This is a genomic window from Streptomyces sp. NPDC127100 (assembly GCF_042724095.1).
In the GTDB taxonomy this organism is placed as follows: Bacteria; Actinomycetota; Actinomycetes; order Streptomycetales; family Streptomycetaceae; genus Streptomyces.
Map to the genome: position 1 here is coordinate 40,156 of NZ_JBHXFL010000008.1, position 20,724 is coordinate 60,879.

Annotated in this window: 17 protein-coding genes; 12 read left to right on the forward strand and 5 right to left on the reverse strand. The window is 73.7% G+C overall.

Annotation, left to right across the window (positions count from 1 at the left end; genetic code table 11):
• Positions 1-212 precede the first annotated feature (212 nt).
• Positions 213-2,222: an MFS transporter gene (locus ACFWJB_RS11265; RefSeq protein WP_386921758.1), complete on the forward strand. Its 2,010-nt coding sequence runs from the start codon at positions 213-215 to the stop codon at positions 2,220-2,222.
• 265 nt (positions 2,223-2,487) lie between these two features.
• The gene (locus ACFWJB_RS11270) at positions 2,488-4,071 is read left to right on the forward strand and encodes a sodium:solute symporter family protein (protein WP_386921760.1); all 1,584 of its coding nucleotides are present in this window, start codon (positions 2,488-2,490) and stop codon (positions 4,069-4,071) included.
• A 19-nt stretch (positions 4,072-4,090) separates the two neighbouring features.
• Here the strand turns inward: ACFWJB_RS11270 and ACFWJB_RS11275 are convergent, their stop codons facing one another.
• Together ACFWJB_RS11275 and ACFWJB_RS11280 are read right to left on the reverse strand one after the other, a co-directional pair.
• Positions 4,091-5,206, reverse strand: a complete 1,116-nt coding sequence (locus ACFWJB_RS11275; protein WP_386921762.1) for an ADP-ribosylglycohydrolase family protein — start codon at positions 5,204-5,206, stop codon at positions 4,091-4,093.
• Positions 5,207-5,539: 333 nt separating this feature from the next.
• Positions 5,540-5,974 (reverse strand): ATP-binding protein, encoded by a 435-nt coding sequence (locus ACFWJB_RS11280; RefSeq protein WP_386921764.1) that lies wholly within the window; start codon positions 5,972-5,974, stop codon positions 5,540-5,542.
• Between the two features lie 113 nt (positions 5,975-6,087).
• Here ACFWJB_RS11280 and ACFWJB_RS11285 point away from each other — a divergent pair, with 113 nt between their 5' ends.
• Genes ACFWJB_RS11285 through ACFWJB_RS11295 form a run of 3 tightly spaced genes read left to right on the forward strand, consistent with a single transcriptional unit; the run spans position 6,088 to position 7,630 of the window.
• A complete protein-coding gene (locus ACFWJB_RS11285; RefSeq protein WP_385465376.1) occupies positions 6,088-6,900 on the forward strand; it encodes a helix-turn-helix transcriptional regulator in 813 nt (270 codons plus the stop codon).
• The gene (locus tag ACFWJB_RS11290) at positions 6,897-7,088 is read left to right on the forward strand and encodes a DUF397 domain-containing protein (RefSeq protein WP_385465373.1); all 192 of its coding nucleotides are present in this window, start codon (positions 6,897-6,899) and stop codon (positions 7,086-7,088) included. Before ACFWJB_RS11285 ends, ACFWJB_RS11290 begins: the two co-directional genes overlap by 4 nt.
• 29 nt (positions 7,089-7,117) lie before the next feature.
• Complete coding sequence (locus ACFWJB_RS11295) at positions 7,118-7,630, forward strand: DUF2165 domain-containing protein (protein WP_385465370.1); 513 nt, start codon at positions 7,118-7,120, stop codon at positions 7,628-7,630.
• On the opposite strand, the gene ACFWJB_RS11300 is transcribed toward ACFWJB_RS11295, so the two are convergent.
• Positions 7,614-8,177, reverse strand: coding sequence for a hypothetical protein (locus ACFWJB_RS11300; RefSeq protein WP_385465367.1), 564 nt, complete (start codon positions 8,175-8,177; stop codon positions 7,614-7,616). The genes ACFWJB_RS11295 and ACFWJB_RS11300 overlap by 17 nt on opposite strands.
• 90 nt (positions 8,178-8,267) lie before the next feature.
• Positions 8,268-10,871, reverse strand: coding sequence for a bifunctional FO biosynthesis protein CofGH (locus ACFWJB_RS11305; protein WP_386921767.1), 2,604 nt, complete (start codon positions 10,869-10,871; stop codon positions 8,268-8,270).
• Between the two features lie 190 nt (positions 10,872-11,061).
• Between ACFWJB_RS11305 and ACFWJB_RS11310 the strand changes: the two genes are divergently transcribed.
• On the forward strand, positions 11,062-12,573 hold the full coding sequence (locus tag ACFWJB_RS11310; RefSeq protein WP_386921769.1) for a CehA/McbA family metallohydrolase: 1,512 nt from the start codon (positions 11,062-11,064) through the stop codon (positions 12,571-12,573).
• Here ACFWJB_RS11310 and ACFWJB_RS11315 read toward each other — a convergent pair.
• Positions 12,542-13,372, reverse strand: coding sequence for an endonuclease/exonuclease/phosphatase family protein (locus tag ACFWJB_RS11315; RefSeq protein ID WP_386921771.1), 831 nt, complete (start codon positions 13,370-13,372; stop codon positions 12,542-12,544). The two genes, ACFWJB_RS11310 and ACFWJB_RS11315, sit on opposite strands and share 32 nt — an antisense overlap.
• A 93-nt stretch (positions 13,373-13,465) precedes the next feature.
• Between ACFWJB_RS11315 and ACFWJB_RS11320 the strand changes: the two genes are divergently transcribed.
• The 6 genes from ACFWJB_RS11320 (at position 13,466) to ACFWJB_RS11345 (ending at position 20,713) form a co-directional block, all read left to right on the forward strand.
• Positions 13,466-13,876: a nitroreductase family deazaflavin-dependent oxidoreductase gene (locus ACFWJB_RS11320; RefSeq protein WP_386921773.1), complete on the forward strand. Its 411-nt coding sequence runs from the start codon at positions 13,466-13,468 to the stop codon at positions 13,874-13,876.
• Between the two features lie 91 nt (positions 13,877-13,967).
• Entirely contained in the window at positions 13,968-16,934 is a 2,967-nt protein-coding gene (locus ACFWJB_RS11325; protein WP_386921775.1) for a BTAD domain-containing putative transcriptional regulator, read from the forward strand.
• A 191-nt stretch (positions 16,935-17,125) separates the two neighbouring features.
• The gene (locus ACFWJB_RS11330) at positions 17,126-17,311 is read left to right on the forward strand and encodes a hypothetical protein (RefSeq protein ID WP_385465349.1); all 186 of its coding nucleotides are present in this window, start codon (positions 17,126-17,128) and stop codon (positions 17,309-17,311) included.
• 198 nt (positions 17,312-17,509) lie between these two features.
• Complete coding sequence (locus ACFWJB_RS11335; RefSeq protein WP_385465346.1) at positions 17,510-18,124, forward strand: toxin; 615 nt, start codon at positions 17,510-17,512, stop codon at positions 18,122-18,124.
• Positions 18,124-19,317, forward strand: a complete 1,194-nt coding sequence (locus ACFWJB_RS11340; RefSeq protein ID WP_386921778.1) for an MAB_1171c family putative transporter — start codon at positions 18,124-18,126, stop codon at positions 19,315-19,317. The genes ACFWJB_RS11335 and ACFWJB_RS11340 overlap by 1 nt, the downstream gene beginning before the upstream one ends.
• A complete protein-coding gene (locus tag ACFWJB_RS11345) occupies positions 19,310-20,713 on the forward strand; it encodes an NAD(P)/FAD-dependent oxidoreductase (RefSeq protein ID WP_386921780.1) in 1,404 nt (467 codons plus the stop codon). Before ACFWJB_RS11340 ends, ACFWJB_RS11345 begins: the two co-directional genes overlap by 8 nt.
• The last annotated feature ends 11 nt before the right edge of the window (positions 20,714-20,724 follow it).

Consider the following 20,724-nt stretch of genomic DNA (forward strand, 5'->3'; position numbering starts at 1 on the left):
GGGCCGGACCGGGACACGGTGCCCCGTGCCCCCTGCGGCGATCGAGAGCCGCAGGGGCGCGGGGCACCCGCGCGGGCGGAGAGGCCGGGGCCCGTGAGCGCGTGCTAGCGTCACGAAACGGGGCAGGTCGCCGGGTCGCGGGAACGCGGCCGTGAAGAGTACGGAACCGACGCGGCCGAAAGCAGAAGACGGGACACGGGGAGTGCCTTCAGGTGGCCACTGCGGAGCCGACACGCGCCGACGACGCCGATCCGGGCTCGGGGACGGGCCCGCGACCACGCGTACCCGCACCCCGCAAGGACGCCGGGGACGGCGGGAGGACCGGCGCCGGACCGGCGGACGGCGATCGTGAGCCCCACCGTGCCGGGCCGGACCCTGCCGGGCCGGAGCCCGCGGGGCCGGAGCCTGCCGGGCCGGAAGCGCCGTCCGCGGTGAACGCCGCCCTCCTGGCCGTGCGCGAGCGCATGCTGCGCCACCCCGTCCTGTCCGTCACCGCCCTCGCCGGAATCCTCCACATCGCCTGGTTCTTCACCTTCGCGAACAGTGGTGGCGACCTCGCGGCGCAGGACGCGTGGGCGGAGTTCGTCGGCCGGCACCCGGCCTCGGCGTACAACCTCGCCTGGTACGGCGGCATGCACCCGGTGTCGTACAGCGTGGTGTCGCCGTACCTGATGTCGGTGCTCGGCGTGCGGACCACGATGATGATCGCGGGGACGCTGTCGGCCGGGCTGCTGACGCTGATCCTGATCCGCAGCCGCGTGGTCCGCAATCCCCTGTGGGCGTCGCTCGCGGGCCTGTTCGGGCTGCTGGCCAACGCCATCTCGGGGCGGGTGACGTTCGGGCTCGGCACGATGTTCGCGCTGGGCGCGGTGGCCACCGTGTTCTGCTGGCCGCACCGCTGGCGCCACGAGCGCTGGGCCAAGGCGCTGTGCGCGGCGCCGCTGGCCGCGCTGTCCACGATGTCCTCGCCCGTCTCGGGCCTGTTCGTGGGCCTGGTGGCGGTGGCGCTCTTCCTCCAGAAGCGCCGGCCGGGCGCCTGGGCGCTGGGCCTGGCGCCGGCCGCGGTGGTGGCGCTGTCGGCCTGGCTGTTCCCGTTCTCCGGCACCCAGCCCATGGGCTTCGGTTCGACGGTCCTGCCGCTGCTCTACGCGGGCTTCGTGTTCGCGCTGGTGCCGCGCTCCTGGACCACCGTGCGGATCACGTCGGCGGTCTACGGGCTGGCCGTGCTCCTCGTCTGGGTGATCAGCTCCCAGATCGGCTCCAACATCACGCGCCTGTCGATGCTCTTCGCCGGGGCGGTGCTGGTGGCCGCGCTGCCCTTCACGGTGCCGCGCTCGCGCAAGTGGTACGCGGTGGTCGTCGCGCTCGCCGGCTTCGCGGGCTGGATCGGTTTCAAGTCGGCCGACGACGCCGTCCACACCACGCCGGCCGCCTCCTGGGCGCGCGAGCTGGCGCCGCTCGTGAACGAGCTCCAGGAGGTCGGCGCGGAGAAGGGCCGGGTGGAGGTCGTCCCCGCCCGTTCCCACCGCGAGGCCTCGGCGCTCGCCCCGTACGTGAACCTGGCCCGCGGCTGGAACCGCCAGGCCGACATGGAGCGCAACCCCCTCTTCTACGACGACACGCTCAACTCGGCGAACTACCACGAGTGGCTCCAGCGCTGGGCGGTGCACTTCGTGGTGCTGCCCAAGGACGAGCCGGACGGTGACGGCGGCGAGCGGGAGCGCGAGCTGGTGCAGCGGGGGCTGCCCTACCTGAAGCAGATCTGGGGCGACGCCAACTGGCAGCTGTTCCAGGTGACCGACCCGGCCCCGCTGGCCGAGCCGAACGCGTTCGTCCAGCGCGCCGAACAGGGCGAGTGGACGATCGACGTGAACAGGGCGGGCCCCGTCCTGGTCCGGATGCCGTACTCGCCGTGGCTGAGCCTCGTCGACTCCGAGGGCAAGAAGCTGAAGCCGCCCCGGGAGACGGAGGACTCCGAGGACCGCCCCGAGGGCACGCCGAAGACGTTCGAGAACGTCAACGGCTGCCTGACGGAGACGGACGAGACCGTCGACGGCGACACGTGGACGGTGCTGATCGCCCCGGAGGCGGGCACGTACCGGCTGGCGGCACCGTACGGGTTCTCGCGCGGCACGCCCTGCCCGGACGAAATGAGGGACGGGCTCCGGGAGCAGCTCGTGGACCAGCTCGGCGACAAGCTGAAGTTCGCGCCGCAGGAGTAGCGCGGACCGCCCCCGAGCTGGGGAGACGGCCGGACACCCCGTTCACGGGCGCCGGCCGTCACACCCTCCGGACGTTCATGTGCATGAACGGAGGTCAGCAAGTAGAACCTTTTTACTCGCTCTTGACCCTCCGCTTTCTTGTCGTGCCCTCGCCGACGCAACCACGATGAGCGGGCACTTCGCCGCGCGCCACGCCCACACCCCGCTCTTGCGAAGTGCCAGCCAGCTGAGCGGAGTTCACAAGGCGGACCCCGGAAGGGGGCACATGAACGGTCTCGACTGGTCCGTGCTCATCGGCTACTTCGCCGTGATGGTGGCGATCGGCGTCTGGTCGCACAAACGCGTGGACAACGTCAGCGACTTCTTCACGGCCGGCGGCAAGATGCCCTGGTGGCTGTCCGGCATCTCGCACCACATGTCGGGCTACAGCGCGGTGATGTTCACCGGGTACGCGGGCATCGCCTACACCTACGGCGTCACGTCCTTCGTCACCTGGTCGTTCCCCATCGCCCTGGGCATCGCCGTCGGGTCGAAGCTGTTCGCGCCGCGCATCAACCGGCTGCGCTCACGGCTCCACGTGGCCTCCCCGCTGGAGTACCTGAAGAACCGCTACAACCTGCCGACCCAGCAGGCGCTGGCCTGGTCCGGCATGCTCCTGAAGATCGTGGACGTCGCCGCGAAGTGGGCGGCCATCGCCACGCTGCTGTCGGTCTTCACCGGCATCTCCCTCAACCAGGGCATCCTGATCACCGGCGTCATCACGGGCATCTACTGCACGATCGGCGGTCTGTGGGCCGACGCGCTGACCGAGCTCGGCCAGTTCGTCATCCAGCTGCTGGCCGGCGTCGCGATGTTCGTCGCCGTCGTCATGAAACTCGGCGACCACGGCGGCTTCTTCGGCGTCTGGGACGAGCCCGCCCTCCAGGGCCACGGCAAGCCGCTGGTCGGCCCGTACGGGACGGTGTTCCTGCTCGCCTTCCTCTTCATCAAGCTCTTCGAGTACAACGGCGGCATGCTCAACCAGGCCCAGCGCTACATGGCCACGAGCAACGCCCGCGAGGCCGCCCGGTCGGCGCGGCTGTCGGCGGTGCTGTGGCTGGTCTGGCCGGTGGTGCTGTTCTTCCCGATGTGGATGTCGCCGCTGCTGGTGGAGTCGCAGAAGCCGGACGGCTCCGACTCCTACGGCCTGATGACCGAACAGCTCCTCCCGCACGGCCTGCTGGGCCTGGTCATCGTCGGCTTCTTCTCGCACACCATGGCCATGTGCTCGTCGGACGCCAACGCCATCGCGGCCGTGTTCACCCGGGACGTGGCACCGGTCGTGTCGGCGCGGGCACGGGCCTGGGGCGAACGGTCCGGGCTGGTCGCGGCGCGCGTGACGACGGTCGTCTTCCTCGCCCTGTCCATGGCGGTGGCCACGCAGGTCAACTCGCCGACCTTCAAGGACATCATCACCGTCGTCATCAAGTGGGTCGCCGGTCTGATGGGCCCGATCGCCATCCCGATGATGCTCGGCCTGCTGCGGCCCTTCCGCCGCTCCGGCCCGACGGCCGCGCTCACCAGCTGGGCGGCCGGCCTGCTCGCGTTCTGGCTGGTCAACTACCCGATCAACTGGAACGTCGAGGGCGGGGTGCCGCTGGAGTACCAGGTGTCCGTGCCGCTGGCTGTGTCCCTGGTGCTCTACGTCGTCATCGGCTATCTGAAGCCGGAGGACACCCCGGAGCGGCTCGCCGTCATCGAGCGGGTCAACACGGACGGGGACGACGACGCCTCCGGAGCGGCGGCGGCCGTCCCGGCGCCCGCGGGAGAAAGGGGCGACGCGGTGGGGCGGACCCGGGTGAAGGACTGAGGTCCGCCGCCGGACCCGCTCACGCCCGGGGGTACCTCGTCAGCCAGCCCGGGGACGAGCCCGCGGGGCCGTGCAGGGCCGGGCCCTGGGTCATCTCCATGGCGAAGTCGTCGGCCAGTTCCAGGATCGTCGGACGGCCCTCCAGCTCGGCCACCCAGGCCGGCGGGAGGGCCGTCTCGCCGTGCAGGGCACCGAGCAGCCCACCCGTCAGCGCGCCGGCCGCGGCGGAGGGCCCGCCGTGGCCGACGGCCAGCCGCAGCCCGTGCCGTACGTCCTCGGCGACGAGGGCGCAGTACACGGCGGCGGCGACCAGGCCCTCCGCCGTGCCCTCGCCGGCCAGCTCGGCGACCCGCGCCGGCGTCGGGAGCCCCTGCCGGACCGCGCCCAGCGCCTGCTGCAACGCCTCCGACACCGGCTCGTGCCCGGGCCGGACGGCGAGCAGCGCGAGCGCCCGCTGCACCGCCGGGTCCGGGCCCTCCCCCCGCGCCAGCGCGTGGACGACCACGGCGTACGCGCCCGCCGCGAGGGTCCCGGTGGGGTGGCCGTGGGTCTGCGCCGCACACTCCACGGCGAGCTGGGCGACGAGTTGCGGCTCCCAGCCGACCAGCAGCCCGAAGGGTGCCGACCGGGCGGCGGCCTCGGGCCCGCGCTCACCGGGGTTCTTGGGCGCCTCGGGAGTGCCCATCGTGTCGTCACCGAGCCCGAGCAGCAGCGCCCGCGTGGGGTCGCGCCGGGTGTACAGCCACTCCTCGCGGGCCAGCCAGCCGTCGTCCTTGCGCCGCTCGTCGGGCCCCCAGTCGTGCTGGGTCGCGAACCAGCGCCGGTACGCCCGGTGCAGATCGGTCGGCGGATGCCAGGCCCCGGTGTCGCGCCGCACCTGGGCGCGGATCAGTCCGTCGACGGAGAACAGGGTGAGCTGCGTGAGGTGGGTGACGGCACCGCGCCGCCCGTGGGCGGGGGCGAGGTCGGCCGGCCCCTCGGGCCCGTGCGCCTCGTGGACGGCGTCGGGGTCCATCCCGTCGAGGGGCGCCCCGAAGGCGTCCCCGACGGCCACCCCCAGCAACGTCCCGCGCACCCGGCTCCGGAAGTCCTGCTGCTCGGCACGACCCCACACGGTGCCGGCTGTCGCGCCCACCCGGACCTCCCCTCGGTACCGTCCACGCCACTGTCCGTACGTGCGACGTCCAGCACTGTATTCGAACGGGAATGGTCGGTCAGGGCTGGAACGGTGAGGAAACGTTCACGTGACGACGCACGGGTTCCGGGGCGGGTGCGGAGGCGGGTGGTTACGCGGCCACCCGCTCCGCCGGGCTGCCTGCCCGGCAGTCGCGGCAGCGGCCCGGGCGCGGTGCGCGGAAGGCGCGTTCGCAGCCGTCGCAGTTCACTCCGGAGAGTGATCGACGGGGGCGGCGGGGCGGGTTCGGTTCTTTCCCCGGTTCTTTGGTCTTTGGCGTCGTGCCCGGCCGGGTCACGTCCGGCCGCGACCCGGTGAGAGTTCGGCCCAGACGGTCTTGGCGGGCGCCGGCCCCTGGTCGACGCCCCAACGGTCCGCGTACGCCGCCACGATGTGCAGGCCACGTCCGCCCTCCGCGTCCTCGGTGGCCGGGTCGTGGGGACGCGGGACCCGGTCGCCCCGGGCGTCCGTGACCTCGACGCGGAGGGTACCGCCGGGGGCCAGCCGCAGGGCCAGCCGGAAGTCACGTCCCGGCACCCGGCCGTGCAGCACCGCGTTCGCGGCGAGTTCGGCGACGACCTGGACCGCCTCCCCGGACGGCACTCCCCAGTCGTCGAGTTGGCGTTCCGTGAGCAGCCGGGCGAGCCGGGCACCCCTGCGCGTCGTGGACAACTGGATCGCGAACTGGGGCGCGTTCGCCGTGACGGGTGGGTCCACTTTCTGATTCACGTCACCCAGCGTGGCCGCCCGTCCCTACCCTGAACAGCACCGACCTCGGTACCGAGAGTGACTGTCCGGGTGCCTGCCGTGGTCGTACGGGTCGTACGCCAGGAGGGGAAGACGTGGAGGACGAGGAGGCCGCGGCCGTGCTCAAGGCGGTCGGGCGGCAGATCAAGCTGTGGCGGGAGGCGGCCGGGCTGCGCCAGGCCGAACTGGGGTCCGCCATCGGGTACGGCGAGGACATGGTCTCGTCCGTGGAGCGCGGGCGGCGGGTGCCCAAGCCCGACTTCCTGGACAGGGCCGACGAGGTGCTCGGCGCGGGCGGGAAGCTCTCGACCATGAAGGAGGACGTGGAGAAGGCCCGCTACCCGAAGAAGGTAAGGGACTTGGCGAGGCTGGAGGAGGAGGCGGTCGAGCTGGGGGCCTACGCGGGCCACCACATCCACGGGCTGCTCCAGACCCCCGAGTACGCGCGCGCCCTGTACGCGATGCGACGCCCGGCGTACACGGAGGAGGAGACCGACCGTTACGTGTCCGCTCGTATGGCGCGGAAGGCTGTCTTCGAGCGTGTCCCGCGGCCTCAGCTCACCTTTGTCCAGGAAGAGGTGACACTGCGACGGCCGCTCGGCGGCAGAAGCGTGCTCCGGCAGCAACTCGAACACCTGCTGGAGATCGGAAGTCTGCGGCACGTCGAGATTCAGGTCATGCCGACGGACCGTGACGATCACGCGGGGATGGCCGGATCGCTGCAGTTGTTGAAGCTCCGAGGCGGTACGGCGTTCGGCCACTCGGAAGCCCAACTGCACAACCGAGTCATTACTGACCCGCACGAGGTCCAGACCCTGGATCTGCGCTATGGGATCATCCGGGCGCAAGCACTCACGCCCCGCGAGTCATTGGCCTTTATCGAGAAAGTCATGGGAGAAGAGACATGACCTCCGCCCTCGAGTGGTTCAGAAGCAGCTACAGCAGCAATGACGGCCCTGAGTGCGTCGAGGTCGCCATACCCCCCGCCGACGCCACCGTCCACGTGCGCGACTCCAAGGCTCCCGACGCCGCCCGTCTGACCTTCGCCGACGCCTCGTGGGCCGCCTTCGTGCAGGCCGTCACGACGGCCGGATGAGCGTCCGGCCCGTGGGTAATGAGGTGGGCATGACCACCACTACCGCCTCGCGGGCCCTGCCCCTGGCCGCGGCCCTGCTCACCGGCACCGTCGCCCTCTACATGGCGCTGGTCGCCTTCGGGAACATCACCGACTTCGGGACGAACCAGGCGTTCGTCCAGCACGTGCTCGCCATGGACACCACCTTCAAGGACGACGACCTGATGTGGCGGGCCGTCACCAGCGAGGGGTTACAGAACGCGGCCTACGTGGCGATCATCGCCTGGGAGACGGCGGCCGCGCTCGTGCTGATCGCCGGTACCTGGTTCTGGTTCCGGCGGGACGGCGCGAGGGCGCGCCGGGTCTCCACCCTCGGCCTGCTGATGGTGATGCTGCTCTTCGGCGTCGGCTTCATCGGCATCGGCGGTGAGTGGTTCGCCATGTGGCAGTCGGACACCTGGAACGGGCTGGACGCGGCGACGCGGATCTTCCTGCTCAGCGGCGTCGTGCTGATCGTCACCCACCTGCCGCTGGAGCGGGGCGGTCCTACGGGACGACCGTGACCTTCGTGCCGGCCGTCGCGAACGCCCAGACGGCCTCGCCGTCCGCCTTGTGGAGCCGGATGCCGCCGGTCTTCGTCCCCGGGACGGGCGGCGGGGGCGAGGAGCCGTCGACCGCGTTGGAGAAGGCGACCGAGACGCCGTCCTCCAGGGCGAAGTAGACGATCCGCTCGATCCGCACGCCGTCGGAGCCGGTGGTGGCGCCCTCGGTGCGGGTGCCGACCGTGTAGGAGCCCGGGTCGGGGCTCACCGAGCCGGGCCACACGGTGAACGTCCGGCGCGCGGCGTCGCTCGCGTCGACCAGCCAGACCCGCTTCTGACCGAGGGAGTAGACGATGCGCCGCCCGGTGCCGGAGCCGTCCGGGACGGGGGCCGGTGCCGTCTCCTTCGGCCTGGGCGACGCCTCCGCCGTGGCCGACGGCTTCGGATCGGCCACCGTGGCGGTGGGGTGCGGGCCCCGGTCCGCCTGCACGGTCAGGACGGCTACCGCCGCCATCGCTCCCACGGTCAGACCGGAGACCCAGGCCCACGAGGGAAGTCGGGCAGGCACGGGCACGCATCTCCTCAGCTACGAGAACCCCGACACACCGGGGGTCCGATCATCGTACTGTGAGCGGCCCGTGCCTCGGTCCTGCCGCGGTCAGTCCAGCACCGGCAGCAGCTCCGGCAGGTGCCCGTCCGAGGCCGCCGCCGCCCGCTGCCGCTCCTCGGGGACCTCGCCGTACAGCGTGGTGCGGGGCCTGGCCGGGCGGCCCGCCGCGTCGGCGACCGCGATCAGGTCCTTGACCGACTTGTAGGAGCCGTACGACGAGCCCGCCATGCGGGAGATCGTCTCCTCCATGAGCGTGCCGCCGAGGTCGTTCGCACCGGAGCGGAGCATCTCCGCCGCCCCCTCCGTGCCCAGCTTCACCCAGCTCGTCTGGATGTTGGGGATGTGCGGGTGGAGGAGGAGACGGGCCATCGCGGTGACCGCCCGGTTGTCGCGCATCGTCGGCCCCGGCCGGGCGATGCCCGCCAGGTACACCGGCGCGTTCGTGTGGATGAAGGGCAGCGTCACGAACTCCGTGAAGCCGCCCGTGCGCTGCTGGATGCCGGCGAGGGTGCGCAGGTGGCCGAGCCAGTGGCGGGGCTGGTCGACGTGGCCGTACATCATCGTGGAGCTCGACCGGATGCCGAGTTCGTGGGCCGTCTCGACGACCTCGATCCAGGTGGCCGTGGGCAGCTTGCCCTTGGTCAGGATCCAGCGGACCTCGTCGTCGAGGATCTCCGCCGCCGTGCCCGGGATGGAGTCGAGGCCCGCCTCCTTGGCCGCGCCGAGCCACTCGCGGATCGACATGCCGGTGCGGGTGGCGCCGTTGACGACCTCCATCGGCGAGAAGGCGTGCACGTGCATGCCCGGCACGCGGGCCTTCACGGCCTTCGCGATGTCGAAGTACGCCGTGCCCGGCAGGTCCGGGTGGATGCCGCCCTGCATGCAGACCTCGACCGCGCCGACCTCCCACGCCTGCTGGGCGCGGTCCGCCACCTGGTCGAGGGAGAGCGTGTACGCGTCGGCGTCCGTGCGGCGCTGCGCGAACGCGCAGAAACGGCAACCCGTGTAGCAGACGTTGGTGAAGTTGATGTTCCGCGTGACGATGTACGTCACGTCGTCGCCCACCACCGACCTGCGGACGTCGTCGGCCACCCGGCACAGGGCGTCCAGCGCCGGACCGTCGGCGTGCAGCAGCGCCAGCGCCTCGGCGTCCGTCAGCCTCGTCGGGTCGTCGGCCGCCGTCGCCAGCGCCTGGCGCACGTCGGTGTCGATGCGCTCCGGTGCCATGCCGGGCGCGGCCGCCTCGCGCAGGGCGCCCCAGTCGCCGTACACCTCGTCGAAGTCGTCGCGGCGGTCGGACGTGCGGCCGTCGGTGTCGATGGTGCGGTGCAGGTCGGTGCGGCCGGACGCCTCGAAGACCTCCTCGGGCTCCTGCCACGGCCGCCCCTCCACCGCCGCGTCCTCGCGCGCCAGACCGGTGTCCGGGTCGGCGAGCGCCGCCACGTGCGGGCGCAGGCGCGGATCCAGCCACGGTTCGCCGCGCCGGACGAACTCCGGGTAGACGCAGAGCCGCTCCCGGAGCTCGAAGCCGGCCGTGCGGGACTTCTCCGCCAGCTCCTCGATCTGCGGCCAGGGACGCTCGGGGTTGACGTGGTCGATGGTCAGCGGGGAGACCCCGCCCCAGTCGTCGATGCCCGCCCCGATCAGCCGCTCGTACTCCGCGTCCACCAGGTTGGGCGGGGCCTGGAGGCAGGCCGAGGGGCCCATGATGTGCCGCGCCACGGCCACCGTGGCGACCAGCTCGTCCAGCTCCGCGTCCGGCATGCCGCGCATCGCGGTGTCCGGCTTGGCGCGGAAGTTCTGGATGATCAGTTCCTGGACGCCGTGGTAGGCGCGGGAGACCTTGCGCAGCGCGAAGAGGGACTCCGCGCGCTCCTCGTACGTCTCGCCGATGCCGATGAGGATGCCGGAGGTGAAGGGCACGGAGGAGCGGCCGGCGTCCTCCAGGACGCGCAGCCGCACGGCGGGCTCCTTGTCCGGGGAGCCGTGGTGCGGGCCGCCGGGCTCGGACCACAGGCGGGTCGCGGTGGTCTCCAGCATCATGCCCATGGACGGCGCGACGGGCTTGAGGCGCTGGAAGTCCGTCCAGGTCAGGACGCCCGGGTTGAGGTGGGGCAGCAGGCCCGTCTCCTCCAGGACGCGGATGGAGACGGCGCGGACGTAGGCGATCGTGTCGTCGTAGCCGTGCGCGTCGAGCCACTCGCGCGCCTCGGGCCAGCGGTCCTCGGGCTTGTCGCCGAGGGTGATCAGCGCCTCCTTGCAGCCGAGGGCGGCGCCCTTGCGGGCGATGTCCAGCACCTCGTCCGGCGACATGAACATCCCGTGGCCCGCCCGGCGCAGCTTGCCGGGCACGGTGACGAAGGTGCAGTAGTGGCACTTGTCCCGGCACAGCCGGGTCAGGGGGATGAAGACGCTCTTCGAGTACGTGATGACGCCGGGGCGCCCGGCGGCCTCCAGGCCCGCGTCCCGCACCCGGGCGGCGGACGCGGTGAGGGCGTCGAGGTGCTCGCCGCGGGCCTGGAGCAGCACCGCGGCCTCGGAGACGTCGAGGGCGACACCGTCCCGGGCGCGTTTGAGGGCGCGACGCAGGGAGTTCTCGGTGGGGCCGGTGGCGTCGGCGGGTCCGGTTCCGGAGGTCGCGGAAGTCGTCATCCTTCGAGCATACGAGCGCCATGATCGGGACGCGGAGCGCGCGCCGACCACCCACCGGGCGGTTTCCGGCCCTCCATCCGCCGACCCCCTTTCCTTGCCCGGGAGTTCACGGCTCAATACCAGGGTTGGGCGCACGCACCACCCCCGCACCACCCGTGCCATGTCACCCACGACACCTGGGGAGAGCAGCATGTGCGAGGACGACCACGCCGGAATCGGCAGACGCGCGGTGTTCGTGACGGGAGCCGCCGCCGCGCTTACCTTGGGGACCGTGAGCTTCGCTTCGGCAGCGGGCGGCCCGGGACCGCGCACGAGGACCGTACGCGGGACCCTTCCCCCGGGCTCCCCCGACTTCGTGTACGTTCCGGTCGAAGTCCCGCCGGGCGTGCGGGAGATCAGGGTCTCCTACACCTACGACCGGCCCGCGGTCCCCGCCGGGACGCCGGGCAACGCCCTCGACATCGGCGTCTTCGACGAGCGCGGCACCGGGCTGGGCGGCCGGGGCTTCCGGGGCTGGTCGGGCGGGGCGCGCACGGAGTTCTTCGTCCGCGCGGACGACGCCACGCCGGGCTACGTGCCGGGGCCGGTGCGGGCGGGCACCTGGCACATCGCGCTCGGCCCTTACACGGTCGCGCCGCAGGGACTGTCGTACGAGCTCACGATCACGCTGACGTACGGGGAGCCCGGCGAGGCCGCACGGCCCGTGTACCCGCCGTCGCGGGCCCGGGGCCGGGGCCGCGCCTGGTACCGGGGCGACTGCCACCTGCACTCCGTGCACTCCGACGGCCGCCGCACGCCCGCCGAGATCGCGGCGCTCGCGCGGGCGGCGGGGCTGGACTTCGTCAACTCCTCCGAGCACAACACGCACTCCGCGCACGCGCACTGGGCGGACCTGGCCGGCGACGACCTGCTGATCATGCTGGGCGAGGAGGTGACGACGCGGAACGGGCACGTGGTCGCCCTCGGCACCGACCCCGGCACCTTCGTCGACTGGCGCTACCGGGCCCGCGACAACCGCTTCGGCCGGTTCGCGCGGCAGATCCGCCGCGCCGGCGGCCTGGTCGTGCCGGCCCACCCGCACGCCACCTGCATCGGCTGCAACTGGAAGTTCGGCTTCGGGGAGGCCGACGCGGTCGAGGTGTGGAACGGACCCTGGACGCCCGACGACGAGGTGGCGCTGGCCGACTGGGACGGCATGCTGGTCGCCTCGGTGCGCGACGGCCGCGACTGGATCCCGGCCATGGGCAGCAGCGACTCCCACCGCGACCCGGACGTCGTCGGGCACCCGCAGACCGTCGTCCTCGCCGACGACCTGACCCGGGAGGCGGTCCAGGAGGGCATCCGCGCGGGGCGCTCGTACGTCGCCGAGTCGTCGAGGCTGTCGCTCGCCCTCACGGCGTCCGGCGGGCGCGGCGAGCACGCCGGCATCGGCGAGCGGCTCCCCGTGGACCCGGACACCCCGGTCACCGTCCGCCTGGAGGTGACGGGCGCCCCGCGCTGCACGGTCCGCTTCGTCACGGACCAGGGTGTGCTGTTCACCGGCGCACCGCTGCCGGTGTCCGGCTCGGGCACCGTGGAGTGGCGGACGACGGCCTCCTACGCGGCGTACGTCCGGGCGGAACTGCGCCACGAGGCGGCCGCCGGTCCCCTGCCGGGGGCACTGGCGGCGTTCACCAACCCGGTGTTCCTGGGGCGGCGGTAGCGGGCCGGCCGTCGTCGAGGTCCGCGACGACGGCCGCGTGGTCGGAGGGCCAGACGCCGGCCACGGGGCCGGCGCCCGCGCGCCGCACCGCCCGGACGGCGCCCAGCCCGCCGGGGCCGGGCGGCCCGACGTGGACGTAGTCGATGCGGATGCTCGGCTCGCCGTCGGCACGGGACACGTACGGGTTGGCCGTGTCCCAGGTGCCGCGGGGCGCGGCCGGGTCGGCGTGGTCCCAGGCGTCGAGGAGGGGCACGGTGCGCAGGAGCCGCACCTCCTCGGTGTCCGGGCGGGCGTTGAAGTCGCCGGTGACGACGGGCGGGAAGCCGGTGCCGGACCGGTGCCGCGCGACGAAACCGGCGAGGGCGGCCACCTGTCCTCGGCGCACCGCCGAGGCGTGGGACGCGGAGGTCAGGTGGGTGGTGAAGAACGGGACCCGGTGAGCGGGCGCGCCGAGGCCGGCGTAGAGCGCGAGCCGCCCGTCGTCGAGGTCGCCGGGGACGGGCAGCCGCAGCACGGCGCGCTCGACGACGGGCCAGCGGCTGAGCACCGCGGTGCCGATGCCGACCGTGACGTCGCCGATCCGGCGCTGCCAGGGCTCCGGCGCGGGAGAGGGCGCCCAGGCCCAGTGCAGGCCGAGTTCGCCGGCCAGCCAGCCGGCGAGGTTCTCGTCCGCGGTGGACCACACCTCCTGGAGTCCGACGACGTCGGGATCGAGGTCGCGCAGCACGGCGAGGATCGCCTTCCGCCGCTCGGCCCACGGGCCGAACCGCCACCAGAGGTTCCACGTCACGACCCGCACGCCCGCACCGCCCGTCTTCCCGCCCGTCCGCACCCTCCCCATGAGGTTGTCCGGAGAACATGGAGGCACACGAGACGGGAGAGTGAACGAACGATGTCGTCCTATGCCGAGGCCAAGTACCGGGCCGTGACGGCCCTGCAGCGCCGGCTGAACGCGGTCGCGCGCCGCCTTCCGGGCCAGACCCTGCTGGAGACCACCGGCCGCGTCTCCGGCCTCCCCCGCCGCACACCGGTCGGCGGACGCCGGGTCGGCGACTCCTTCTGGCTGGTGTCGGAGTTCGGCGAGCGGGCGCAGTACATCCGCAACATCCGCGCCGACCCGCGGGTCCGGGTGCGGATCCGGGGCCGCTGGCACACGGGGACGGCCCTGCCGCTCCCCGGCGACGACCCGGTCGCGCGCCTGCGCCGCCTGCCCCGGTTCAACAGCCTGGCCGTGCGGGCGATGGGCGTCGGGACCGGACTGCTGACGGTGCGGGTGGACCTGGACGGGGACGGAAGCAGGTGAGGAACCTGTGATCGGCGTCTCCCACGGCTGACGAGGTCGGCATGAACAAGGCAAACTGACGTGGTTGCTCAGGATGTCCTAGGGGGACGGCATGGACGGTGGACCGCGGGTCCCGCAGCAGCGGCTGCCCGGATCCCCGGCGGAACCGGAGCAGTCGGCCGCGCTGCGCTTCGGCGTGCTCGGACCGGTGCGCGCCTGGCGCGGCGACGAGCCGCTGGCCACCGGCTCCCCGCAGCAACGCGCGCTGCTGGCCGCGCTGTTGCTCCGCGAGGGCCGTACGGCGACGGCCGGCGAGCTGATCGACGCCCTGTGGGGCGAGGAACCGCCGTCGCAGGCGCTGGCGGCCGTGCGGACGTACGCGTCCCGGCTGCGGAAGGTCCTGGACCCCGGGGTGCTGGTGAGCGAGTCGGGCGGCTACGCCGTGCGCGGCCCGGACGCCGGGGCCCTGGACCTGTCGGTGGCCCGGGACCTGGCCGTCGAGGCGGAGAAGGCGCGGGCCGCCGGGGACCTGTGCGGCGCCCGTGAGGTGCTGCGGCGCGCGCTGGCGCTGTGGGACGGCGAGGCGCTGGCCGCCGTCCCGGGCCCGTACGCGCGGGCGCAGCGGGTCCGGCTGGAGGAGTGGCGGCTCCAGCTCCTCGAGACGCGGCTGGACATGGACCTGGAGCAGGGCTGCCACGCGGAGGCCGTCTCGGAGCTGACCGCGCTGACCGCCGCGCATCCGCTGCGCGAGCGGCTGCGGGAGCTCCTCATGCTCGCCCTGTACCGCAGCGGGCGCCAGGCCGAGGCCCTGGCCGTGTACGCGGACACGCGCCGGCTGCTCGCCGACGAGCTGGGCGTCGACCCGCGGCCCGGTCTGCGGGAGCTGCAACAGCGCATCCTCCAGGCGGACCCGGCCCTGGCGGAACCGTCCGCGCCGGCCGCGGAACCGGCCGCCGCCCCGGTCCGGCCGGCCCAGCTGCCGGCGACGGTGCCGGACTTCACGGGACGCGCGTCCTTCGTGCGGGAGCTGAGCGAGGTGCTGGGCTCGGCGTCGGGTGCCGAGGGCCGGGTGATGGCCGTCTCCGCGCTGGCGGGCATCGGCGGTGTCGGCAAGACGACCCTCGCGGTGCACGTGGCCCACCGGGCGCGGGCCGCCTTCCCGGACGGGCAGCTCTACGTCGACCTCCAGGGCACGGGGGCGCGGGCGGCGGAACCGGAGACGGTGCTGGGATCGTTCCTGCGCGCCCTGGGCACGCCCGACTCGGCCGTACCGGACTCCCTGGAGGAGCGGGCGGCCCTCTACCGCTCCGTCCTGGACGGCCGCCGCGTCCTGGTCCTGCTGGACAACGCCCGGGACGCGGCGCAGGTGCGCCCGCTGCTGCCCGGCACGGACGGCTGCGCGGCGCTGGTGACGTCGCGGGTGCGGATGGTGGACCTCGCCGGGGCGCACCTGGTGGACCTGGACGTGATGTCCCCGGACGAGGCGCTGGGGCTCTTCACCAGGATCGTGGGCGAGGAGCGGGTCGCCTCGGAGCGTAAGGCGGCCCTGGACGTGGTCGCGGCGTGCGGTTTCCTGCCGCTGGCCATCCGCATCGCGGCGTCGCGCCTTGCGGCCCGCCGCACGTGGACGGTGTCCGTCCTCGCCGCGAAACTGGCGGACGAGCGGCGCCGGCTGGACGAGCTCCAGGCCGGCGACCTGGCGGTCAAGGCCACGTTCGAGCTGGGCTACGGGCAACTGGAGCCGGCCCAGGCCCGTGCCTTCCGCCTGCTGGGCCTGGCGGACGGCCCGGACATCTCCCTCGCGGCCGCGGCGGCGCTGCTGGACCTCCCGGCGGAGGACACCGAGGACCTGATGGAGTCCCTGGTGGACACGTCCCTGCTGGAGTCGGCGGCGCCGGGCCGCTACCGGTTCCACGACCTGGTCCGGCTCTACGCCCGCGCGTGCGCGGAACGCGACGAGCAGCCGCCGAGCGAGCGGGGGGCGGCGCTGTCGCGGCTGCTGGACTTCTACCTGGCGACGGCGGCCGGGGTGTACGCGATCGAGCGGCCGGGCGACCGGCTCGTGGACGGCCTGGAGCCGACCGAGTACCCGGGGCTGACCTTCACCGAGGGCTCGGCGGCGCTGGACTGGCTGTACAGCGAGGCGGCGCCGTTGCTCGCGTGCGTGCGGCAGTCCGCCGGGACCGACCGGCTGCGGCGGGCGGTGGACCTGCTGTGGGCGGCCAAGGACCTGGCGGAGTCCGGGGCGAACTCCCACCAGTACGAGACGACGGCCAGGGCGATGTGCGACGCCACCGGGGCCGGCGGGGATCCGCGCGCCGAGGGCCGGGCGCGTACCACGCTCACCAACGTCCTGCTGGTCTCCGGCCGTATCCAGCAGGCCGCCGAACAGGCGGAACTGGCCATGGCGCGCGCGCAGTCCGCGCGGGACACGACCGCCGTGAGCTGGGTCGCGAACGACCGGGGTCTCATCTCGCTGCACCAGGGCCGGTACGCGGACGGGCAGTCCTTCCTGGAGCAGGCCATCGACGGCTACCGGGCGGCCGGCAACCGGGCCGGCGAGGCGCTCAGCCTCTGCAACCTCTCCCGGGCCCACCTGGGCATGGGCAACACCGAGAAGGCGGTGGCCATCGCGCACCGGGGGCTGACCGCCCAGCTCGAGATCGGCCGGACCATGCGCCTGGCCAACGGGCACTTCACCCTGGGCATCGCGCTCACCGGGGCCGGCCGGCACACGGACGCCCTCGCGCAGTTCGCCAGCGCGCTGCGCATCTTCGAGGACCACCGGCAGCGTCTGTGGCAGGGTACGACCAACTTCCGTATCGCCCAGGTGCACTTGTCGGCCCTGCGTCCGGCGCAGGCGGCGCAGCACGCCGAGCAGGCGCTGGCGCTGGGGTGCATCGGCGGGGACCGGATGCGGGGCAACGTCCTGACGCTCCTCGGACGCGCTCTCGCCGGGCTCGGCCAGGCGGACCGGGCCGGTGCCTGCTGGCAGGACGCGCTCGGCCTCTTCCAGCAGTGCGGGGCGCCGGAGGCCGACGAGGTCCGGGCGCTGCTCTCCCCGGCCGCGGCCGCCTGAGGGCGTTCAGCGTTCGTTTATCTCCCCCGTGCAGTCTTCTTCCTGTCACACCGTCGCGTCGGGGGGCAGGCGGTCTGACCGGGAGCCGGGCCAGTTATCGTGCGGCTCCGAACGCCCGTCCGGCGGCCCACGGGGGAGCCACTGGACGGGCGTTCCTCACCAGCCGTCACCGCAGCGAAGGAACCGAGCACATGAGCGACGTCAAGAAGGACGCGGAAGCCACCACGCAGGACAACGCGATGCCCACGCCGCCGGCGAAGGACGAGACCATCACCACGATGGACAACGCCATGCCCACGCCGCCCGCGAAGGACACCATCACCACGATGGACAACGCGATGCCGGCCCCGCCCGCCCTGGGCCGGGACGGCAAGTAGACCTTTCCCGCACGGGGATCGGCCGCGGCGGCGCGGAGGGGGAGCCGCCGCGGCCGATGTGTGTCCCAAATGGTCCAGTTCCGGCCAAGCCGTGGCCTGAGTTGTTCGGAAGGGTCGAACGGAAACTCGGGGGTCACTAGGGTCTCCCCGTCATGTCGGTGTACGTCGGTGATGTCCCCGGGAGGGAGGCCCCGGCCGGTGGGTCCGCGAGCGATGAAGGCGCTGCTCCGTGAGCTCGGCAGGGAGGCGGCCCAGGACGTCGAGAGACCGGCGGAGCCGGAGGCCGTCATGCGGGCCTTCTGCCGGGCCATGAGCGTGCGCGCGGGGCGGCCGGTGGAGCTGGTGTTCCGGGCGTTCCCGGCGGACATCCCGGTGTCGGGGCTGCGGCTGGACCTCGGCGACCGGTCCCTCGTCGTGGTCGAGGAACGCACCGTGCCCGAGGCCCAGTTGGTGATCCTCGGGCACGAGCTGTGGCATGAGGAGCAGGGCGACTGCGGGCACCGCGTCGCCGGGCTCGCCGAGGCCTCCGCGCGGGCCGGTGCCCCGCCGCAGCAGACGTCCGACGCGGTGCGGCGGGCGGCGGAGCAGATCCTCGCCGAGGCCGAGGTGCCGCGCGACGCGCTGCTGGCCGTCGCGGCCCGGGCCGGGTCGCCGGACGGGCACGAAGTGGCCGCCGAGACCTTCGGGCTGCTGTTCGGGCGGGAGGTACGCACCTGGATGCGCGGCCGGTACGCGGAGGGCCCGGTCTCCCCCGCGACCGTGGAGGGCCGTATGAACCTGTCGCTGACCAGCCGCGGCGGGCGCCTGCTCTGATGGCCGCGCATCTCCACGTCCCCTACGCGCTGCCCACCGTCCTCCTCGCCCTCGCCGTCCTGCTCAAGCTGCCGACGTTCGTACGGGCCTGGCGCAACCCCGAGGTGCGGGCGACGACCGTGCTGCTGGTGTGCGCGACGTGCGTCCTCGTCGTCGTCACGCCCGTCAACATCGAGCGCCTCAACGCGTGGACGGGCATCCCCAACTTCGCCTCGCCGTGGGCGTACTCGTTCCTGACCGCGTCCGGCGCCACCGGGCTGACCATGATCACCCGCTGGCGGGAGCCGCCGTCGGAGCGGCGCAGGCGCGGCATCCGCCGCATCCACTGGGCGTACGGCGGGGTGGTGGCGGGCCTGTGGGTGACCTTCTTCCTGGCCAGCGTGCCGGAGCCGCGCGTGTACGACCTCGACACCTACTACGCCGGCACGCCCTGGATGCGCGAGCACATCCTGCTCTACCTCGGCGCGCACGCGGTGACCGGAATCGTCGCCGCCCGGATGCTGCGCCAGTGGTCGCCGGCCGTGACCGACCGCTGGGTGCGGTCGGGGGTCGTCCTCCTGCTGGCCGGCTTCGCCGCCGGCCTGGTCTTCGACGGGGCGAAACTGGCCGCGGTGGCGGCCCGGTGGTGCGGGACGGACTGGGACGTCCTCAGCACGCGGGTGGCGCCGCCGTTCGCCCTGCTCCAGGCGTCGCTGGTCGCCGTCGGGTTCATCGTCCCGCAGGCCGGGCCGGCGCTGCGCAACGCGGTCCGCGACCAGCGGGAGTACCTGCGGCTGCGGCCCCTGTGGCGGGCGCTGCGGGTGCTCGCGCCGGCGGCGGCACCGGCCCGCTTCGGGTTCTGGGTGCCGTTGGACCTGCGGGTCATGCAGCGGCAGCAGCGCATCCACGACGCGCTGCTCCTGCTGGCCCCGCACTTCCGCCACGACGTCCACCGGCGGGCCCTGGCCGCGGCACGCGCCGTCCACGGCGAGGCGAGGGCCCGCGACCTCGCCGGAGCCGTCGCGCTGCGCGACGCCATCGACGCCTGTGCGGCCGGTGTCCCGGCGCCCGCGTCCGACCGGCCGCCGGGCATCGGCACCGACATCAGCGACCACATCGGCACCATCTCCCTCGCCCTGTACCGACGGCGTGCCATCGCCGCCCTCGGCCGCCGGGTGACCAGCACAGAAAGCGGCCTCAACGCACATGCCTGACAAACCCGTCGCCCACCGGCCGCGCGCCGTCGTCCTGGGCGCCAGCGCGGCGGGCCTCTTCGCCGCCGCCGTGCTCACCGAGTTCGCGGACGTCACGGTCGTCGAGCGCGACGTCCTGCCCGAGGGGCCCGAGCCGCGCCGGGGCGTTCCGCAGGCCCGGCACGCGCACCTGGTGTGGAGCGGCGGGGTCCGGGCCCTGGAGGAGCTGCTGCCCGGGCTCGTCGACGACGTCGTGTGCCGGGGCGGGCGCCTGGTCCGCATCATGGGCGACATGGTGTCCCGGGCCCCCAACGAGGTGTGGTTCCGCAGGTTCCTCGCCACCCACCACCGGAACCTGGTCTGCTCGCGCGACCTGCTCGACTCCGTCGTCCGCGACCACGTCCTCAAGGGCGAGCGGATCACCCTGCGCCAGGACACCGCCGCCCTGTCGCTGGAGGGCAACGCCCGCCGCGTGAGCGGGGTGCGCGTCCTGGCCGGCGACGGCGACGAGCGGTTGCTGGACGCCGACCTCGTCGTGGACGCGACCGGACGCGGCTCCCGTGCCCCGCAGTGGCTCGTCGACCTGGGCCTGCCCCGGGTCACCGAGCGGGAGGTCGACGCCGGCCTCACCTACGCCACCCGCGTGTACCGCGCCCCCGGCAGCACGGCCGACGGCGCCTTCCCGCTGATCAACGTGCAGGCCAACCCGGCCGATCCGCCCGGGCGGGGCGGCGTCATCCTGCCCGTCGAGGGCGACCGGTGGATCGTCACCCTGGGCGGTACCCGGGGCGGCGAGCCCGGCCCCGACCCGGACACCTTCGTGCCGTTCGCGCTCTCCCTCGCGGACCCGGTCATCGGCGAACTGCTGCGGGACGCCGAACCGCTCGGAGACGTCACCGTCACCCGCAGCACCGCCAACCGGCGCCGCTACTACGAGAAGCTCAGGCGCCGCCCCGACGGCTTCGTCGTCCTCGGTGACGCCGTCGCCGGCTACAACCCCGTCTACGGGCACGGCCTGACCGTCGCCGCGCAGGGCGCCCTCGCCGTCCGTGACGTGCTGCGCCGTACCGGCCTCACCGCGCCCGGGACGGCCGGTGCCCTCCAGCGCGCCGCGGCCCGCCCGGTCGCCGGCGCCTGGGGCCTGGCGGTCGGCCAGGACGCGTTCTACCCGGGCGCCGCGGACACCCCGCCGGCCGTGGCGGAGAGGCTCCTGGCCCGCTACGTCGACCGGGCCGTCGCCACCGGCGCCCGCAGTCCCCGCGCCCTGGGTGCCCTGCTCGACGTGATGAGCATGGAGCGACCCCCGACCCGGCTCTTCTCGCGGGACATGCTGGTCCCCATGCTGTTCGGCCCGCGGAGGCCGCACCTCCAGGGCCCGCCGATCAGCGAGGCGGAACGCCGGGCGGCCCGCGACTGACCACCCGGGCG